This window comes from Niallia sp. FSL W8-0954 (genome assembly GCF_038005605.1).
Classification (GTDB): Bacteria; Bacillota; Bacilli; order Bacillales; family Cytobacillaceae; genus Niallia; species Niallia circulans_A.
In genome coordinates, this window is record NZ_JBBOTN010000001.1 from 994,151 (window position 1) to 1,008,135 (window position 13,985).

General features: G+C 37.4%; 10 protein-coding genes. 8 read left to right on the forward strand and 2 right to left on the reverse strand.

Going from position 1 to position 13,985, the window contains the following annotated elements; translation table 11 throughout:
* Positions 1–102: 102 nt before the first annotated feature.
* Entirely contained in the window at positions 103–1,218 is a 1,116-nt protein-coding gene (locus NX902_RS04880; RefSeq protein ID WP_095333569.1) for a glycoside hydrolase family 88/105 protein, read from the reverse strand.
* Positions 1,219–1,404: 186 nt separating this feature from the next.
* Here NX902_RS04880 and NX902_RS04885 point away from each other — a divergent pair, with 186 nt between their 5' ends.
* The 5 genes from NX902_RS04885 (at position 1,405) to NX902_RS04905 (ending at position 7,062) form a co-directional block, all read left to right on the forward strand.
* A complete protein-coding gene (locus NX902_RS04885) occupies positions 1,405–2,202 on the forward strand; it encodes a helix-turn-helix transcriptional regulator (protein ID WP_328588023.1) in 798 nt (265 codons plus the stop codon).
* Positions 2,203–2,639: 437 nt separating this feature from the next.
* Positions 2,640–3,344 (forward strand): response regulator transcription factor, encoded by a 705-nt coding sequence (locus NX902_RS04890; protein WP_341160587.1) that lies wholly within the window; start codon positions 2,640–2,642, stop codon positions 3,342–3,344.
* Complete coding sequence (locus tag NX902_RS04895) at positions 3,341–4,342, forward strand: sensor histidine kinase (protein ID WP_123258982.1); 1,002 nt, start codon at positions 3,341–3,343, stop codon at positions 4,340–4,342. The genes NX902_RS04890 and NX902_RS04895 overlap by 4 nt, the downstream gene beginning before the upstream one ends.
* Positions 4,343–4,424: 82 nt before the next feature.
* Positions 4,425–5,189: an ABC transporter ATP-binding protein gene (locus NX902_RS04900; protein ID WP_095320993.1), complete on the forward strand. Its 765-nt coding sequence runs from the start codon at positions 4,425–4,427 to the stop codon at positions 5,187–5,189.
* Positions 5,164–7,062 carry an FtsX-like permease family protein gene (locus NX902_RS04905; RefSeq protein ID WP_095333589.1) on the forward strand — a complete coding sequence of 633 codons (1,899 nt, stop codon included), beginning with the start codon at positions 5,164–5,166 and terminating at the stop codon, positions 7,060–7,062. Before NX902_RS04900 ends, NX902_RS04905 begins: the two co-directional genes overlap by 26 nt.
* A 1,030-nt stretch (positions 7,063–8,092) precedes the next feature.
* Here NX902_RS04905 and NX902_RS04910 read toward each other — a convergent pair.
* On the reverse strand, positions 8,093–9,208 hold the full coding sequence (locus NX902_RS04910; RefSeq protein WP_163188464.1) for an NADH-dependent flavin oxidoreductase: 1,116 nt from the start codon (positions 9,206–9,208) through the stop codon (positions 8,093–8,095).
* Between the two features lie 260 nt (positions 9,209–9,468).
* Between NX902_RS04910 and licT the strand changes: the two genes are divergently transcribed.
* From licT to NX902_RS04925, 3 genes are all read left to right on the forward strand, one after another.
* Positions 9,469–10,305, forward strand: coding sequence for a BglG family transcription antiterminator LicT (licT, locus tag NX902_RS04915; RefSeq protein WP_095334160.1), 837 nt, complete (start codon positions 9,469–9,471; stop codon positions 10,303–10,305).
* A 140-nt stretch (positions 10,306–10,445) separates the two neighbouring features.
* Positions 10,446–12,323, forward strand: coding sequence for a beta-glucoside-specific PTS transporter subunit IIABC (locus tag NX902_RS04920; RefSeq protein WP_163188462.1), 1,878 nt, complete (start codon positions 10,446–10,448; stop codon positions 12,321–12,323).
* A 12-nt stretch (positions 12,324–12,335) separates the two neighbouring features.
* The gene (locus tag NX902_RS04925) at positions 12,336–13,769 is read left to right on the forward strand and encodes a 6-phospho-beta-glucosidase (protein WP_123258985.1); all 1,434 of its coding nucleotides are present in this window, start codon (positions 12,336–12,338) and stop codon (positions 13,767–13,769) included.
* Positions 13,770–13,985 lie beyond the last annotated feature (216 nt).

Below are 13,985 nucleotides of genomic sequence, written 5' to 3' on the forward strand. Positions count from 1 at the left end.
AGGAGAGGAGATTTATCACTAAGGAGAAGGGGCAATGGAGAAGTATTGCCTTTTTACGCGAAAAAAAAATCGCCCCTTCATTTTATCTTGTCGCTTACTGACCTAAAGCTGGTTCATTTCGACACACATCAGAATAAAGGCGCCAGCGCCATGTAAATCGTTTTCGCTAGTAGGACGGGCAATATAGTGGTGGTAATCCCCAATACCTGTACCAATGCAGATATTACCAATGATTAGATTTCCATTTGTATCATATTTTAATGTATCAATCACACCTTGATAGCCTTTCTGAGCAAATGGCAAATACTTGTCTTCTAGATAGCCTAAACGGACTGCTTTAGCGATGGCATGAACAAACAAAGAGGAGCAAGAGTTTTCCAGCCAGTTGTCGGATAAATGTCCTTTATCAATTACTTGATACCATAAACCACTTTTCGAATCTTGGTATTTCGTTAAAGCAATTAACAGGTCTTGAAGCATACTTGTCAATGCCTTTTTATCTTTGTGGTCTTCAGGAAGGTAATCTAATATTTCCAAGAGAGCTACAGGAACCCAGCCAATTGCTCTGCCCCAAAATTCTGGAGCGGCTCCAGTAATGGGATCTGCCCATTCGGCAGCTTTGGTTTCATCCCAGCCATGATATAACAAGCCAGTTTCTGGATCCTTCGTATGTTTCTCCAGTAATAGTGCTTGGTGTGTGATCATGTCAGCGTATTCTGTTTCTCCGAAGGTTTTTGCAAACTGGACGGCAATAGGGCCTCCCATATACAATCCGTCCAGCCACATTTGATTTGGATAATGTTCCTTATGCCAGAAACCGCCAGAGGGATTGCACTTTAAGGTCTTTAATAAGGGAACAATATGATAAAGTGCTTTTTTGTATCGTTCATCGCCTGTTTGTTCATAAAGATTGAAAAGAAGCACACCTGGCTGCATATCATCCAGTTCATCTGTTTTTAATTTGGTGACGCTTCCATCTTCGAGAACATGGCTGTCGACCCATTTCTTAATATAAGAAAAATACTTATCTTTTTTCGTCTCTTTCCAGCATTTCTCCATCCCAGATAAAAAGACTCCTTGATGATAATGAAATCGTTCTGGCGGAAGTTGTTCAGGTTCAAATTTAGTCATTATTGTTTCGCAAGCCTTCTCCGCCCATTGAATAGGAGTTAAAGTTTCATTTGCCTTCACATAAGTACTAGATTCAGAGAATGTCATCCAGATATTCCTCCTTCTTAAATATAAGACTAGGGTAGCACAGAAATATGTACTTTTTTTGCGAAAAGTCTAAAAACTTCTTATATCTTGCAATTTTAAGTGCGTATAATAAAGAGGGGCAATGGGGAAAGGGAGGGGAATAAACTGAGAGATATTTTATTTCATAATGCGGAGGAAACATTCATAGTGTCTCAGCGAAAAGCATTGAGCCATCATATGCCAACTAATCATTTCCATAGTACATTTGAAATCTACTATTTAATCTCTGGCAAACGGGAATTTTTTATTAAGGATCGAACCTTAGTAATTCATCAAGGAGATATTGTCATTATTTCTCCTAACATCCTCCATCGGACAACAAATACTGAAAAGCCAAAACATGAGCGATTTATAGTTAATATTCATGAAAAACATCTCGCGCAAATAAGTCCTTCTTATCTAGATATTTATCAACCATTGTTTGAGAATGATTACCTTATTATTAGTTGTCCGCTGAATGAGTTACTTACTATAGATAGTCTTACGCAAAAGGTTATTGAGGAGATTGAAGAGCAAAGACCAGGCTGTGAAATTTATGCTCAAACATTGATCCTGCAGATGCTCATTATTTGCTGCCGGCATATTAAGCAACACAACATGCAGCCAATAGAATCGCCGAGCCTGATGCACGAAAGAATCTCGGAGGTTGTACGCTATCTCAACAGCCATTATATGAACAAGCTGTCGCTCCAATCAGTGGCAGAGAAATTCTATATTAGTCCATACTACTTAAGTCGTTTTTTTAAAGAGGCAACTGGGTTTACCTTTGTAGAGTACTTGAACAGTGTGCGGATTAAAGAGGCAAAGAAGCTATTGGAGAATTCCTCTATGAAAGTAAATTTGATTTCCAAGAAAGTTGGCTTTGGAAGTGTTACCCATTTTGGCAGAGTATTTAAGGAAGTGACCGGATATGTTCCATTACACTATAGAAAAATGAAGAGATAGGAAAGGTGATGATACCATCGAAGGAAGGGAGCCGTTTTTATGAGGTCAAATCAGATTAGAATTTTGCTTGCGACGGATTCCACTGTCCAGAAATATGAAGATGGTAAAGGTCAAGAAGGCTAGGAGAGATTCTTCAAAATTATTTCCCAAAGGATGTTCAAATAATGAATCATGCAATCGAAGGAAAATGCTCGAAAACCTTTGTCGAGGAAGGCAGATTAAAAAGAATAACGGAGGACATAGGTGCAGAAACAATATGAAGCAGCGATTGTTGATGGTGCCGGCAGATTTTAGCGTATCAGCTTTGAGGCAGAAGTCATTTTTGCTTCTTTTTTTGTGAAGGGAGAATTTTTCCCTTCTACCAAACCTAATCTTGAACAGAATCTCCTCTTAAATTAAACTTAAACTAAATCATCAAGACCTAGGAGAAACTAACGATGCAAAAAATCATGATTATCGAAGACGATGTAAAAATCGCAGAACATCTCAGCGCCTACATAAAGAAATATCAATATGAAGTAATTACAGCCATCGATTTTGAAACCATAATGGCGACATTTAGAAGGGAGAAACCAGATCTTATACTATTAGACATTAACCTTCCAAGCTTCGATGGTTACTATTGGTGCCGACAAATTCGCAAAGAATCCCTTTGCCCGGTCATTTTTATTTCAGCAAGAACGGGCGAAATGGATCAAGTAATGGCAATTGAAAATGGTGGGGATGATTTTATTACAAAGCCATTTCATCCTGATATTGTGATAGCGAAAATTAGAAGCCAGCTCCGCCGTGCATATGGGGAATATGCCTTAAAACAGGAGGAAAGGGTTCTTCGTGAAGGGGATTTGTGCTTATATCCAGAACGGTTTGAATTACGATTTAAAGACAAAGTAACGCAATTAACGAAAAAGGAAACAGACATTATCGAAAGCTTACTTGATCGCTACCCTCGTGTTGCTGGCCGGCAAGATTTATTGGCAAAGCTTTGGGATGATGAAGCATATGTCGACGAGAATACATTGAATGTGAATATTACGCGTGTGCGGAAAAAATTTCAAGAGCTAGGGATTGAGGAGGCAGTGGAAACAGTTAGAGGAGCAGGATACCGTTTGCGGCCGACTTGGAAAGAGGGACAAGCATGAAGCTATTTATTCGCGAGCATGTTTTATTTATTATCATACAACTCATCCAATGTCTGTTGATTCCGTTTATATTTTGGCTGGATGGTTACCGAGGAAAAGGAGTATGTCTATATGCTATTTTCTTATCAGTCGTATTTTTAACAGTATTTTTACTATATCAATATGTGAGTAGAAGAAAATTTTATCAAAGGCTTGAACATTCAATCGGAACATTAGATGGTTCTTTGGAGACGACGGAAGCAAAACCAATTTCGGAAGCTCTCGATCAGTTGCTAATGGTACAGTATCGTTTATACCAAGAAGAAATTCAAAAAGCAGAGGACAGGCAAGATGAGCATCTTCTATTTATGGATCGCTGGGTCCATCAAATGAAGACACCTCTCTCGATTATTGAGCTGACAGCCCAAACGCTTGACGAGCCAGAATCATCGAGTATCCGGGAAGAGACAGACCGAATGCGAAACGGGCTGAATACGGTTCTTTATATGGCGAGACTTCGCACCATTGCAGAAGATTTTCAGATTAAGCCTGTTGCTCTTTCTAAGTTAATCCATGAGGTGAATCAAGAAAATAAGCGTTTTTATATTCGCAATGAAGTGTATCCGCAATTTAAAGAAGAAAAGCAAGGCATTACAGTAGAAACAGATGAAAAGTGGCTATTCTTTCTCCTGACACAGCTTGTTCATAATGCTGTGAAATATTCGGCAGGAAAAGCAAATCATCTCATTATTTCTTTGTATGAACAATCAGGAGAAGCCGTTCTGGAGGTGCAGGATTTTGGTGTTGGTATACCGATTGTAGATCAGAAGCGTATTTTTAATAAATTCTATACAGGAGAAAATGGCCGCAAATATCGAGAATCTACCGGTATGGGGCTTTATTTAGTAAAAGAAGTGGCAGAGAGATTAGAGCATCGCCTGGAATTGGAATCAAAGGTCGGCCTAGGTACAACGATTAGGATTATTTTTTCTGATACACAAAACCTTACATCAATGTAAGCTTGCTGAAAGCATAATCGATAGTATGCCATATCCTCTACAGGTTATACTTTTACTAGAATTGTTAGAGAGGAGAAGGATTATGCTTAAACTTACAAACGTAAGTAAGGTTTACGAAGGAAAGGTAGCTTACCGTGCCCTTACTGATATTAATTTTGAAATTGACAAAGGTGAATTTGTGGTGATTATGGGGCCATCTGGAAGTGGAAAAACAACGCTGCTTAATATTATTTCTACGAATGATGGTCCAACTACAGGTGCTGTGGAAATAGAGGGGAAAATGCCTCATAAGCTAAAGAAAAACGCTCTAGCTAAGTTTCGCAGAAATGAATTAGGCTTTATCTTTCAGGACTTTAATTTATTGCATACTTTAACAGTGGAAGAAAATATCGTTTTACCATTAACATTGGATGGCTCTCCTGTTAAGGAAATGAAGAGGAAAGCAGAAGAAATTGCTAAGGAATTGGGGATTACAGCGATTCTGAATAAACGTACTTATGAAATCTCAGGTGGGCAGGCGCAGCGGGTCGCGATTGCCAGGGCAATGATTCATGAACCAAAGCTATTATTGGCAGATGAACCCACAGGAAATCTAGATTCAAAAGCAGCAAAAGATGTGATGAATATGCTTGTCTCGATTAATGAAAGGAAACAGACAAGTTTATTAATGGTAACACATGATCCCCAAGCGGCTAGTTATTCTGATAGAGTAGTCTTTATTCGTGATGGAAAGCTACATTCTGAAATACATCGAGGAGATAGTAGACAAGCATTCTTCCAAAAAATAATCGATATGCTTTCGTTGATGGGAGGCGACGGCAATGACTTTTCGTCAGTTCGCGTTTAATAACGTACTCCGCAATAAACGGCTGTATATTGCTTATTTTCTCAGCAGCATGTTTACAGTGATGGTGTTTTTTACCTTTGCTATCTTTGCATTTCATCCAGCCTTTTCTGGTCCCGACGTGAATAGTCATGCACTATTTGGAATGGGTGTTGCTGGCGGAATTATTTATATCTTTTCTTTCTTTTTTGTTTTATATTCTATGAGCTCGTTCTTACAATCAAGAAAGAAGGAATTTGGCTTATTAATGATGCTTGGAGCATCTAACCGGCAGATTCGCCTTCTAGTATTTTTAGAAAATATTCTGATCGGCTTTTTTGCCACAGTGAGTGGGATTCTAGCAGGATTAGTATTTGCGAAGGTAATTCTTTTGATTGCCGAGAATGTATTAATTATCACAGAGTCACTTAATTTTTATTTCCCTACATTGGCAATTGTGGTGACGTTTATTAGTTTTCTGATTCTCTTTTTCTTTATTTCTATCTTTGTTTCCTTTATTCTTCGTACCAATAAGTTGATTGACTTAATCAAAGGGGATAAAAAGTCAAAAGGAGAACCGAAAGCTTCGTTATTTCTATCAATTTTAGCAGGGCTGCTTTTACTTGGAGGATATGTTACTGCAATATCTGTAGAGGGAATATTGGTTGCTTACGCGCTGGTTCCAGTTGTTCTCTTAGTAACACTCGGAACCTATCTCTTATTTACTCAACTGAGTGTGTATTTTATCCGCAAGATAAAAGGGAATAAGTCCATTTTTTGGAAAAAAACAAATATGCTCTTGTTTTCCGATTTGTCTTTTCGCATGAAAGATAATGCAAGAACCTTTTTCTTAGTGGCGATTATATCAACAGTGGCTTTTAGCGCCATTGGAACACTATATGGGTTCCAATCCTATATAACAAAAGGGGTAAAAGAAATAAATCGCTATACTTTTACTTATTCTCCGTTGGACAAGGACAGTGAAGAAGTAATTGCCAAAGATAAGAGTAAAATGAATACGTTAATAGAAAATGAAAAGCTTGATGTGAGTAGTGAAGAGACTCAATTGAATTATTACAAACTAGCTGGGGAAAAGAAGAACGTTTTAATTGCGCGAGCATCTGATTACAATCGTTTTGCCGAGCTAATTGGTGAGAAGAAAATTCATCCAAAGGAAGACGAAGCCATTGTTGTAGAACAGAGTGATGCTGTCTTAAAGGAAGGCGGACAGAAACCTAGCAAAAAGCTATTGGAAACGGCCATTCCTTTAAAAAGTGGTCGAGAAGTAACACCTTCTCGAGTAATAGATGCGGCTGTTTTAACAGAAATATCGGCTTATTATGTAGTAAATGATAAGATTTATGAACAGCTGGATGAACCAATAAAAAGCAAACCAAGTATTGTATGGCAAGCAAAAGAAGGACAAGAAGATAAAGTCCTTGCAGTTGGGGAACAGTTAGATGAAGAATTATCTTACAAAGCTTTTTCTGTTGACTATGCTATATATCAAATCAATAAAGCGTTTGGCCCTGTTCTGTTCATTGGCTTATTTATTGGAATTGTATTCTTCGTTTCGGCAGGAAGCTTCCTTTACTTCCGATTATTTACTGATTTAGAGGAAGAAAAGCGCAAATTCCAATCGATTGCTAAAATTGGATTAATGGAGACGGAGTTGAAAAGAGTCGTCAACAGACAAATAGCTCTTTTATTTTTCTCACCAATTATAGTCGCTTTAATCCATGGTTCTGTCGCACTTATTGCCCTATCCAATATGTTTGATTTTAATATTACAAGAGAGGCAGCATTGGTATTAGGAAGCTTTGCTTTCATACAGATTCTTTATTTCTTAATCGTTCGCTACTTTTATGTAAAACAAGTGAAGAGAATTATTCTTTAATGGATATATTAGTCGGGGCTGAGACAAAACTAAAAAGGATATGCTTAAAGCTGAATAATCATTTGTTGAATTAGACGAATGATAAATAAAATCTATTTTTGTTTCTCGCCCCATTTTATAAGGTTAGTGAAATGGAGTGGAAGACACTCGACTCCTGCGGGAAATAGAGGAAAGGCTGAGACCCCGCAGCGCAGTGAGGAGGCTCAGCTTCCTCCCCGCGGAAAGCGAGTGACTGGAGCGCAATGGAACGAACTTGTTTTTTAGCTATAAAAAAGATAAATCAGCGAAAAGAAAAAACCGAACTATTACGATGTTTTATTGTATTATAGTTTGGCTTTTTCTTATGTAAAATTCTTTTGTCCCACCCTCGTTTTATATAAGGAAAAGGACTGCAGGTTTTCGAAAATTCATCTAATTATTATCCTTTATGATGTGGTAGTATATTCCATATAGGGATAATAAGAAGTTGTTTATCTTTGATCTAACTAGCTGAAAAGAGAGGATGGTGGTTGGCTTCAGGCCTTAGGAGTGACTATAATCGAAATTTATTTCCTTGTTGGTAGCTTTTTCTGTTTTTATTACAGGCTTAAGTGGAAGGATCGCTCGGAATGGAAATTTAACTTCCCCATCACAATTGGGATTCTTCTCTTCTTATTCGCAGCTTTTAGTTATTTTGATTTTATGCTGGGCAGAATAATAGTAGGTATACCTGGTATTATTTTAATAGCGGGTAATAAGTATTTTGCGTAACTTTATAATTTTTCAGAACAAGGTTAGTAAAATCCAAGATTTATCTATGGAATAATTAGAGACGGAATTTTGAGGCTGCGGAGGAAAACCATTTTGAAAATCTATCAGTTTGAAAATAATATTCCCACTTTAACTGAATAAACATTCCTGTCATTTTAGGGGAGAAGTCCCTAAAATTATATTTCTCATAGAACGGTTGCAAATGCATCCTTTGATTTCCAAAAAATAGACATCAAAAGCACCTACTTAGCAGGTGCTTTTGATATAGCTGCATTCTTTTTTATACACCAGGGAACCAGCCAGGTGCATTGATAATTGCATTCCAGAGTGGATCTGGAATGACAAGTTCTTTTTGTTTTTCTTTATTTAGGGTTGTAACAATGGTATCTTCTTTTCCTTCCGCTAGCTTTTGTACCCAATGAGGTTCGATAATAAGGCCTCTACCTAATGCCAGCAAAGATACTCCTGTTTGAAATGCTTTTTGAGCATCCTCTGCAGTATAAATAGAGCCAACGCCAATTAACGGTACACGATTATTGATAGTTTCCAGTAAATAGTCAATGCGTGTTTTGGATAAATCCTCTACTCCTCTTCTTGGTGTTGAATGGAATTCCTGAAGAGAAACATGTAAGTAATCCAGGCCCTTATCAGCAAGTTTATCCACTAGTGCAAGAGTATCACCCATGGTAATTCCAGGTGTTTCAGGCTCCTCAGGAGAAAAACGATAACCAACAATAAAAGGAGAGGTAGCATGTTTTGCGACTACACTTTTAACCTTATCAATAATGGCTAAAGGAAAAGTCATTCGTTTTTCAAGATTTCCACCAAAGCGATCTTCGCGGCGGTTAGAATGAGGAGAGAAAAATTGCTGAATAAGATATCCGTTTGCTCCATGAATCTCTACTCCATCATAACCAGCTTCAATAGCACGGCGAGTTGTTTCTCCGAAAGCATCGATAATAGCTTCGACTTCAGCTTCTGATAATTCTCTTGGAGTAGCATTTCCTTCTCCTTCAGCAGGAATATTACTAGCACTCACGACATCTCCATTTACTAAGTCAGGAGGGCACATTCGTCCACCGTGGAAAATTTGCAGAACTGCTTTTGCGCCTTGTTCTTTAATACGAGAAGCTAATTTTGTCAAGCTAGGAATAAATTCATCGCTATAGGCAGCAAATTCCCCAGGAAATCCTTGACCATTACGCGTAACATTTGTACAAGCAGTAATAACCATGCTAACTCCAGTAGATCGATGGGCATAATAATCGACTTCTTCTGCTGTGACTGTTCCATCTTGATTAGAAGAGAAATTAGTCATGGGAGCCATAACGACTCGATTTTTAAGGGTTACACCATTAGGTAGGGTAAAAGAAGATAAAAGCTCTTTGTTATTCATCTATGATTTTCTCCTTTTTTAAAAGTATTAGTGTCATTATATAGCAACAAATACTTTGGATAAATTTTAATGCTTACATAGTTTTTCCGTTTTATTTTAGGAATAAACAAAGACAGCTTGTCTCGAAATTTTAAAAAATATCAAATTGACAGTATAAATTACCTATGATAGACTGATTTTAAAGGATTGTTACCGCTTTATTGTGGGCTATACCTATTTTTTGTTGTAGTGAAAGAAAATAAAAGAATAGGGACTATCTTATGAACGTATGGAAAGTAATTAATAATAATATTGTATTGTCTAGGAATGATGATGATCAAGAAGTTGTCATTATGGGTAAAGGACTTGGCTTTAAGAAAAAAGCTGGTGATGCTATTGATGAATCGAAGATTGAGAATATGTATCTCAGTTCAAAGGAATGGAGCGTCAATAAATTAACCCAAATGCTTTCTTCTATCCCGTTGGAACATATTCAAGTGGCAAATGAAATCATCAGCTTTGCAAAAGTATCGCTTGGAAAAAAATTAAGCGAAAACATCTTCTTAACGTTAACCGATCATATCAGTTATGCAATTGAGCGCTATGAGAATGGTATGGAAATTAAGAATGCTCTTCTTTGGGAGATTAAAAGATTTTATAATCATGAATTCTTAATTGGGAAAGAAGCGTTATCGATTGTAAAAAATCGACTCGGTGTTGACTTACCGGAAGATGAGGCTGGATTTATTGCTTTGCATATCGTGAATGCAGAGCTTGATATGGGGCAAGTAAGCAAAGTATCGGAAATGGCAAAGGTTATCCAGAATATCCTTAATATTGTAAAGTATCACTTCAAAATTGATTTGGACGAGTATTCCCTTAATTATGAACGATTTATCACCCACTTGAAATTTTTCTTTCAACGAATGTTTAGTGGTGTTAAATTGGATGATGCCGGAACGTCTAGTTTTATTTTCATGCTGAAGGAAAAGTATACAGATGAGTATGCTTGTGCGCTGAAAATTAGAGAGTATATTAAGAAAGAATTTGGAAGAGAATTAGAAGAAGATGAGTTAATCTACCTGACGATTCATATAAAAAGAATAACCAGTGATTAGGATTGTTACTGATAATGCAGGCTATACCTAAATGAACCTCTACTGTTTATGAGGTTTCATTTAGGTATTTTTTTATTCCTTTTAGACTACAACTACAACAAATATTTTTTAGCTTATAAAAATAATGGAGGGCAAACCAGATGAATTATCAAGATTTGGCTAAAGTAATTATCGATAAAGTTGGTGGTGAGGAAAATGTTAAAAGTTTAACTCACTGTGCTACACGGTTACGATTTAATTTAAAGGACGATCAGAAACCAGACGAAAAAACATTGAAAAGTACGCCAGGAATAATGGGAGTAGTTAATAAAGGTGGACAATACCAAGTCATTATTGGTAGTGATGTTGGAAATGTGTATAAAGAAATTATTACACAAACCAATATTGCTAATGATGAAGCGAAAAGCCAGGAAGAAGATAAGCGTTCTGTTTTTGCAAAGGTAATCGATACGATTACAGGAATCTTTACTCCGATTCTGCCAGCAATTACAGCGGCAGGGATGCTAAAAGCAGTGCTTTCTATATTAGTAGTGTTTAAAGTTTTAACAACAGAAAGCCAAAGTTATCAGATTATTAATTTCATGGCAGATGCAGCTTTCTACTTTTTACCTATTTTACTAGCTGTTTCATCTGCTCAAAAGTTCAAAGCCAATCCATTTTTGGCGATGATGGTAGGGGGAATCTTGCTGCATCCTAACTTTGTGGCAATGGTTAATATTGCGAAAGAAGGCGGAGAAGCCATTAAACTAATGGGACTTCCAATTTCAGCCGTTTCGTATTCTTCTTCTGTTATCCCGATTATTCTTTCCGTTTGGTTTATGTCTTATATTGAACCACTTGCAGATAAGGTTTCACCGAAAGCGATTAAGTTTTTTAGTAAACCAATGATTACTATTTTTATAGTGGGAACAGCAAGTTTAGTAGTATTAGGACCAATCGGTTATTTAATCAGTGATGCGATCTCAAACGGAATCACTGCATTAGAATCTGTAAGTCCATGGATCGTGCCATTATTGGTTGGTACATTTAGTCCATTACTTGTGGCAACTGGTACGCACTACGGTCTGGTGCCAATTGGAATTAACAATCGTATGACAACTGGTTATGATACCGTGATTTATCCAGGTATGCTTGCATCGAACGTGAGTCAAGGGGCTGCAGCTATTGGAGTTGGTGTTAAGTCAAAAGATAGTTCAATTAAACAATTAGCTTATTCTGCTGGTCTAACTGGTTTGTTTGGTATTACAGAACCAGCTTTATATGGAGTAAACTTACGCTTTAAGACACCTTTATATGCCGCTATGATTGGTGGAGCAGCAGGCGGGCTATTCATGGGTATTTGTAGAGTCCGTAACTTTTCTGGCGGTTCACCTGGTCTATTAACATTACCTAGTTATATTGGAGATAATACACTAAGTTTCTTCTATTATGCATGTATTGGCGCGGCTATTAGTATTGTTGTCACATTTATTGCGACATTAATCTTATACAAAGACCCTGTGGCAGAAGAAAAAGAGGAAGCTAATGAATCAACAACAAAGGAAACTCCTAATTTGAGTATCGGTGGTGCAACAATCGTATCTCCGCTGCAAGGAAATTTACACAGCTTAAAACATGTAGATGATGGAATGTTTTCTGAGGAAATATTAGGACAAGGTGTAGCCATTGAGCCAGCTGAAGGGACTGTGCTTTCCCCTGTGAATGGAATAGTTAGTGCGATATTTGAATCAAAACACGCCATTGGTATTACTAGTGAAGACGGAGTGGAGCTATTGATTCATGTAGGGATTGATACCGTTCAATTGAATGGAGAAGGATATGAATATTTTGTTGAGAAAGGACAAGAAATTCAAATAGGAGACAAATTGATTCAATTTGATTTAGAGGGAATCAAAGCAAAAGGATATAAGGTAATTACACCTGTTGTTATTACAAATTCAGCAGAAGTAGGAGATATTCTAATTGCAAATGAAGGTCCTATTCACTTTGGTGAAGAAGTAATAAAAGTAATGAAATAGGAGGGATAAACAATGGGATTTAGAAAAGATTTTTTATGGGGCGGTGCGACCGCAGCGAATCAATGTGAAGGCGGATTTAATGAAGGTGGCAGAGGTCTAGCAAATGTGGACGTTATTCCAACTGGTCCTGATCGCAGAAGTATTATTACGGGTAAAAAGAAGATGTATTCTTTTGAGGAAGGTTATTTTTATCCTGCAAAAGAAGCAATCGATATGTATCATCGTTATAAAGAAGATATTGCTTTGTTCGGAGAAATGGGCTTTAAAACTTACCGATTATCGATTGCATGGAGCCGCATTTTTCCAAAAGGGGATGAAACGGAGCCAAATGAAGAGGGACTACAGTTTTATGAAGATCTATTTAAAGAATGTCATAAATATGGAATCGAACCGTTAGTGACGATTACTCACTTTGATTGCCCGATGCATTTAATTGAGCAGTATGGCGGATGGCGAAATCGAAAGCTGATTGATTTTTATAAACGTTTATGTACCGTATTATTTACTCGCTATAAAGGGCTTGTTAAATACTGGCTTACTTTCAATGAAATTAATATGATCCTGCATGCTCCGTTTCTTGGCGCAGGCCTTTGTTTTGAAGAAGGAGAAAATGAGGAGCAAGTAAAATACCAAGCTGCCCATCATGAATTGGTTGCAAGTGCGGAAGCAACAAGAATCGCCCATGAAATTGATCCAGAGAATAAGATAGGATGCATGCTGGCAGCTGCAAGTTACTATCCTTATAGCTGCCGACCAGAAGATGTTTGGGAAGGAAAGCAAAAGGATAGAGGAAATTACTTTTTCATTGATGTTCAATCAAAAGGTGCCTACCCTGCTTATGCACTCAAAGAATTAGAGAGAAAAGGCATTGAGGTAGAAATGACCGCAGAAGATTTAGAAGTCTTGAAAAATCACACAGTTGATTTTATCTCTTTCTCTTATTATGCTTCTCGTGTGGCGGCAGCTGAAGACTCTGATGTGGAAAAAACGGCGGGCAATTTGTTCCCTACTGTTAAAAATCCATATCTTCAATCTAGTGAATGGGGATGGCAGATTGACCCATTAGGTTTACGTATCACGATGAATGATTTATATGATCGTTATCAAAAACCTTTATTCATCGTGGAAAATGGTCTGGGTGCAGTCGATACACCAGATGAATCTGGATATGTAGAAGACGATTATCGCATTGAGTATCTTGCTGCACATATTCAAGCGATGAAAGAAGCAGTCGACGAAGACGGTGTCGATCTGCTTGGCTACACAAGCTGGGGATGCATTGATTTGGTATCAGCAGGAACTGGCGAAATGAAAAAACGCTATGGTTTTATCTACGTAGACCGCGATAATGAAGGAAACGGCACTTTAAATAGAGCAAAGAAAAAATCGTTTCATTGGTATAAAAAAGTAATAGCTTCCAACGGGGAAGACTTAACTAACGAATAATAAAGATAGTTTACAATGCGTGCAAGAATTTCTTGTACGCATTCTTTTTTTAGAAGGGATGGGGAGTCGCAAGTAAGAGAGGTAGAAGCGCAAGTAAAAGTAAAAAGGCACAAACAAAAAAGCAAGCAGCACAAGTGAAATAGATGATTTTCCATTTAACATACTCAAATGTCGAGTAAACGGAGAAAAGAGACTTAAATAAGCAATCTAGCTATT

Coding starts and splice junctions, on each gene's coding strand:
- NX902_RS04900 (WP_095320993.1), top strand. CDS start 4,425: ATGCTTAAACTTACAAACGTAAGTAAGGTTTACGAAGGAAAGGTAGCT.
- NX902_RS04890 (WP_341160587.1), top strand. CDS start 2,640: ATGCAAAAAATCATGATTATCGAAGACGATGTAAAAATCGCAGAACAT.
- licT (WP_095334160.1), top strand. CDS start 9,469: ATGAACGTATGGAAAGTAATTAATAATAATATTGTATTGTCTAGGAAT.
- NX902_RS04880 (WP_095333569.1), bottom strand. CDS start 1,218: ATGACATTCTCTGAATCTAGTACTTATGTGAAGGCAAATGAAACTTTA.
- NX902_RS04920 (WP_163188462.1), top strand. CDS start 10,446: ATGAATTATCAAGATTTGGCTAAAGTAATTATCGATAAAGTTGGTGGT.
- NX902_RS04905 (WP_095333589.1), top strand. CDS start 5,164: ATGACTTTTCGTCAGTTCGCGTTTAATAACGTACTCCGCAATAAACGG.
- NX902_RS04895 (WP_123258982.1), top strand. CDS start 3,341: ATGAAGCTATTTATTCGCGAGCATGTTTTATTTATTATCATACAACTC.
- NX902_RS04910 (WP_163188464.1), bottom strand. CDS start 9,208: ATGAATAACAAAGAGCTTTTATCTTCTTTTACCCTACCTAATGGTGTA.
- NX902_RS04925 (WP_123258985.1), top strand. CDS start 12,336: ATGGGATTTAGAAAAGATTTTTTATGGGGCGGTGCGACCGCAGCGAAT.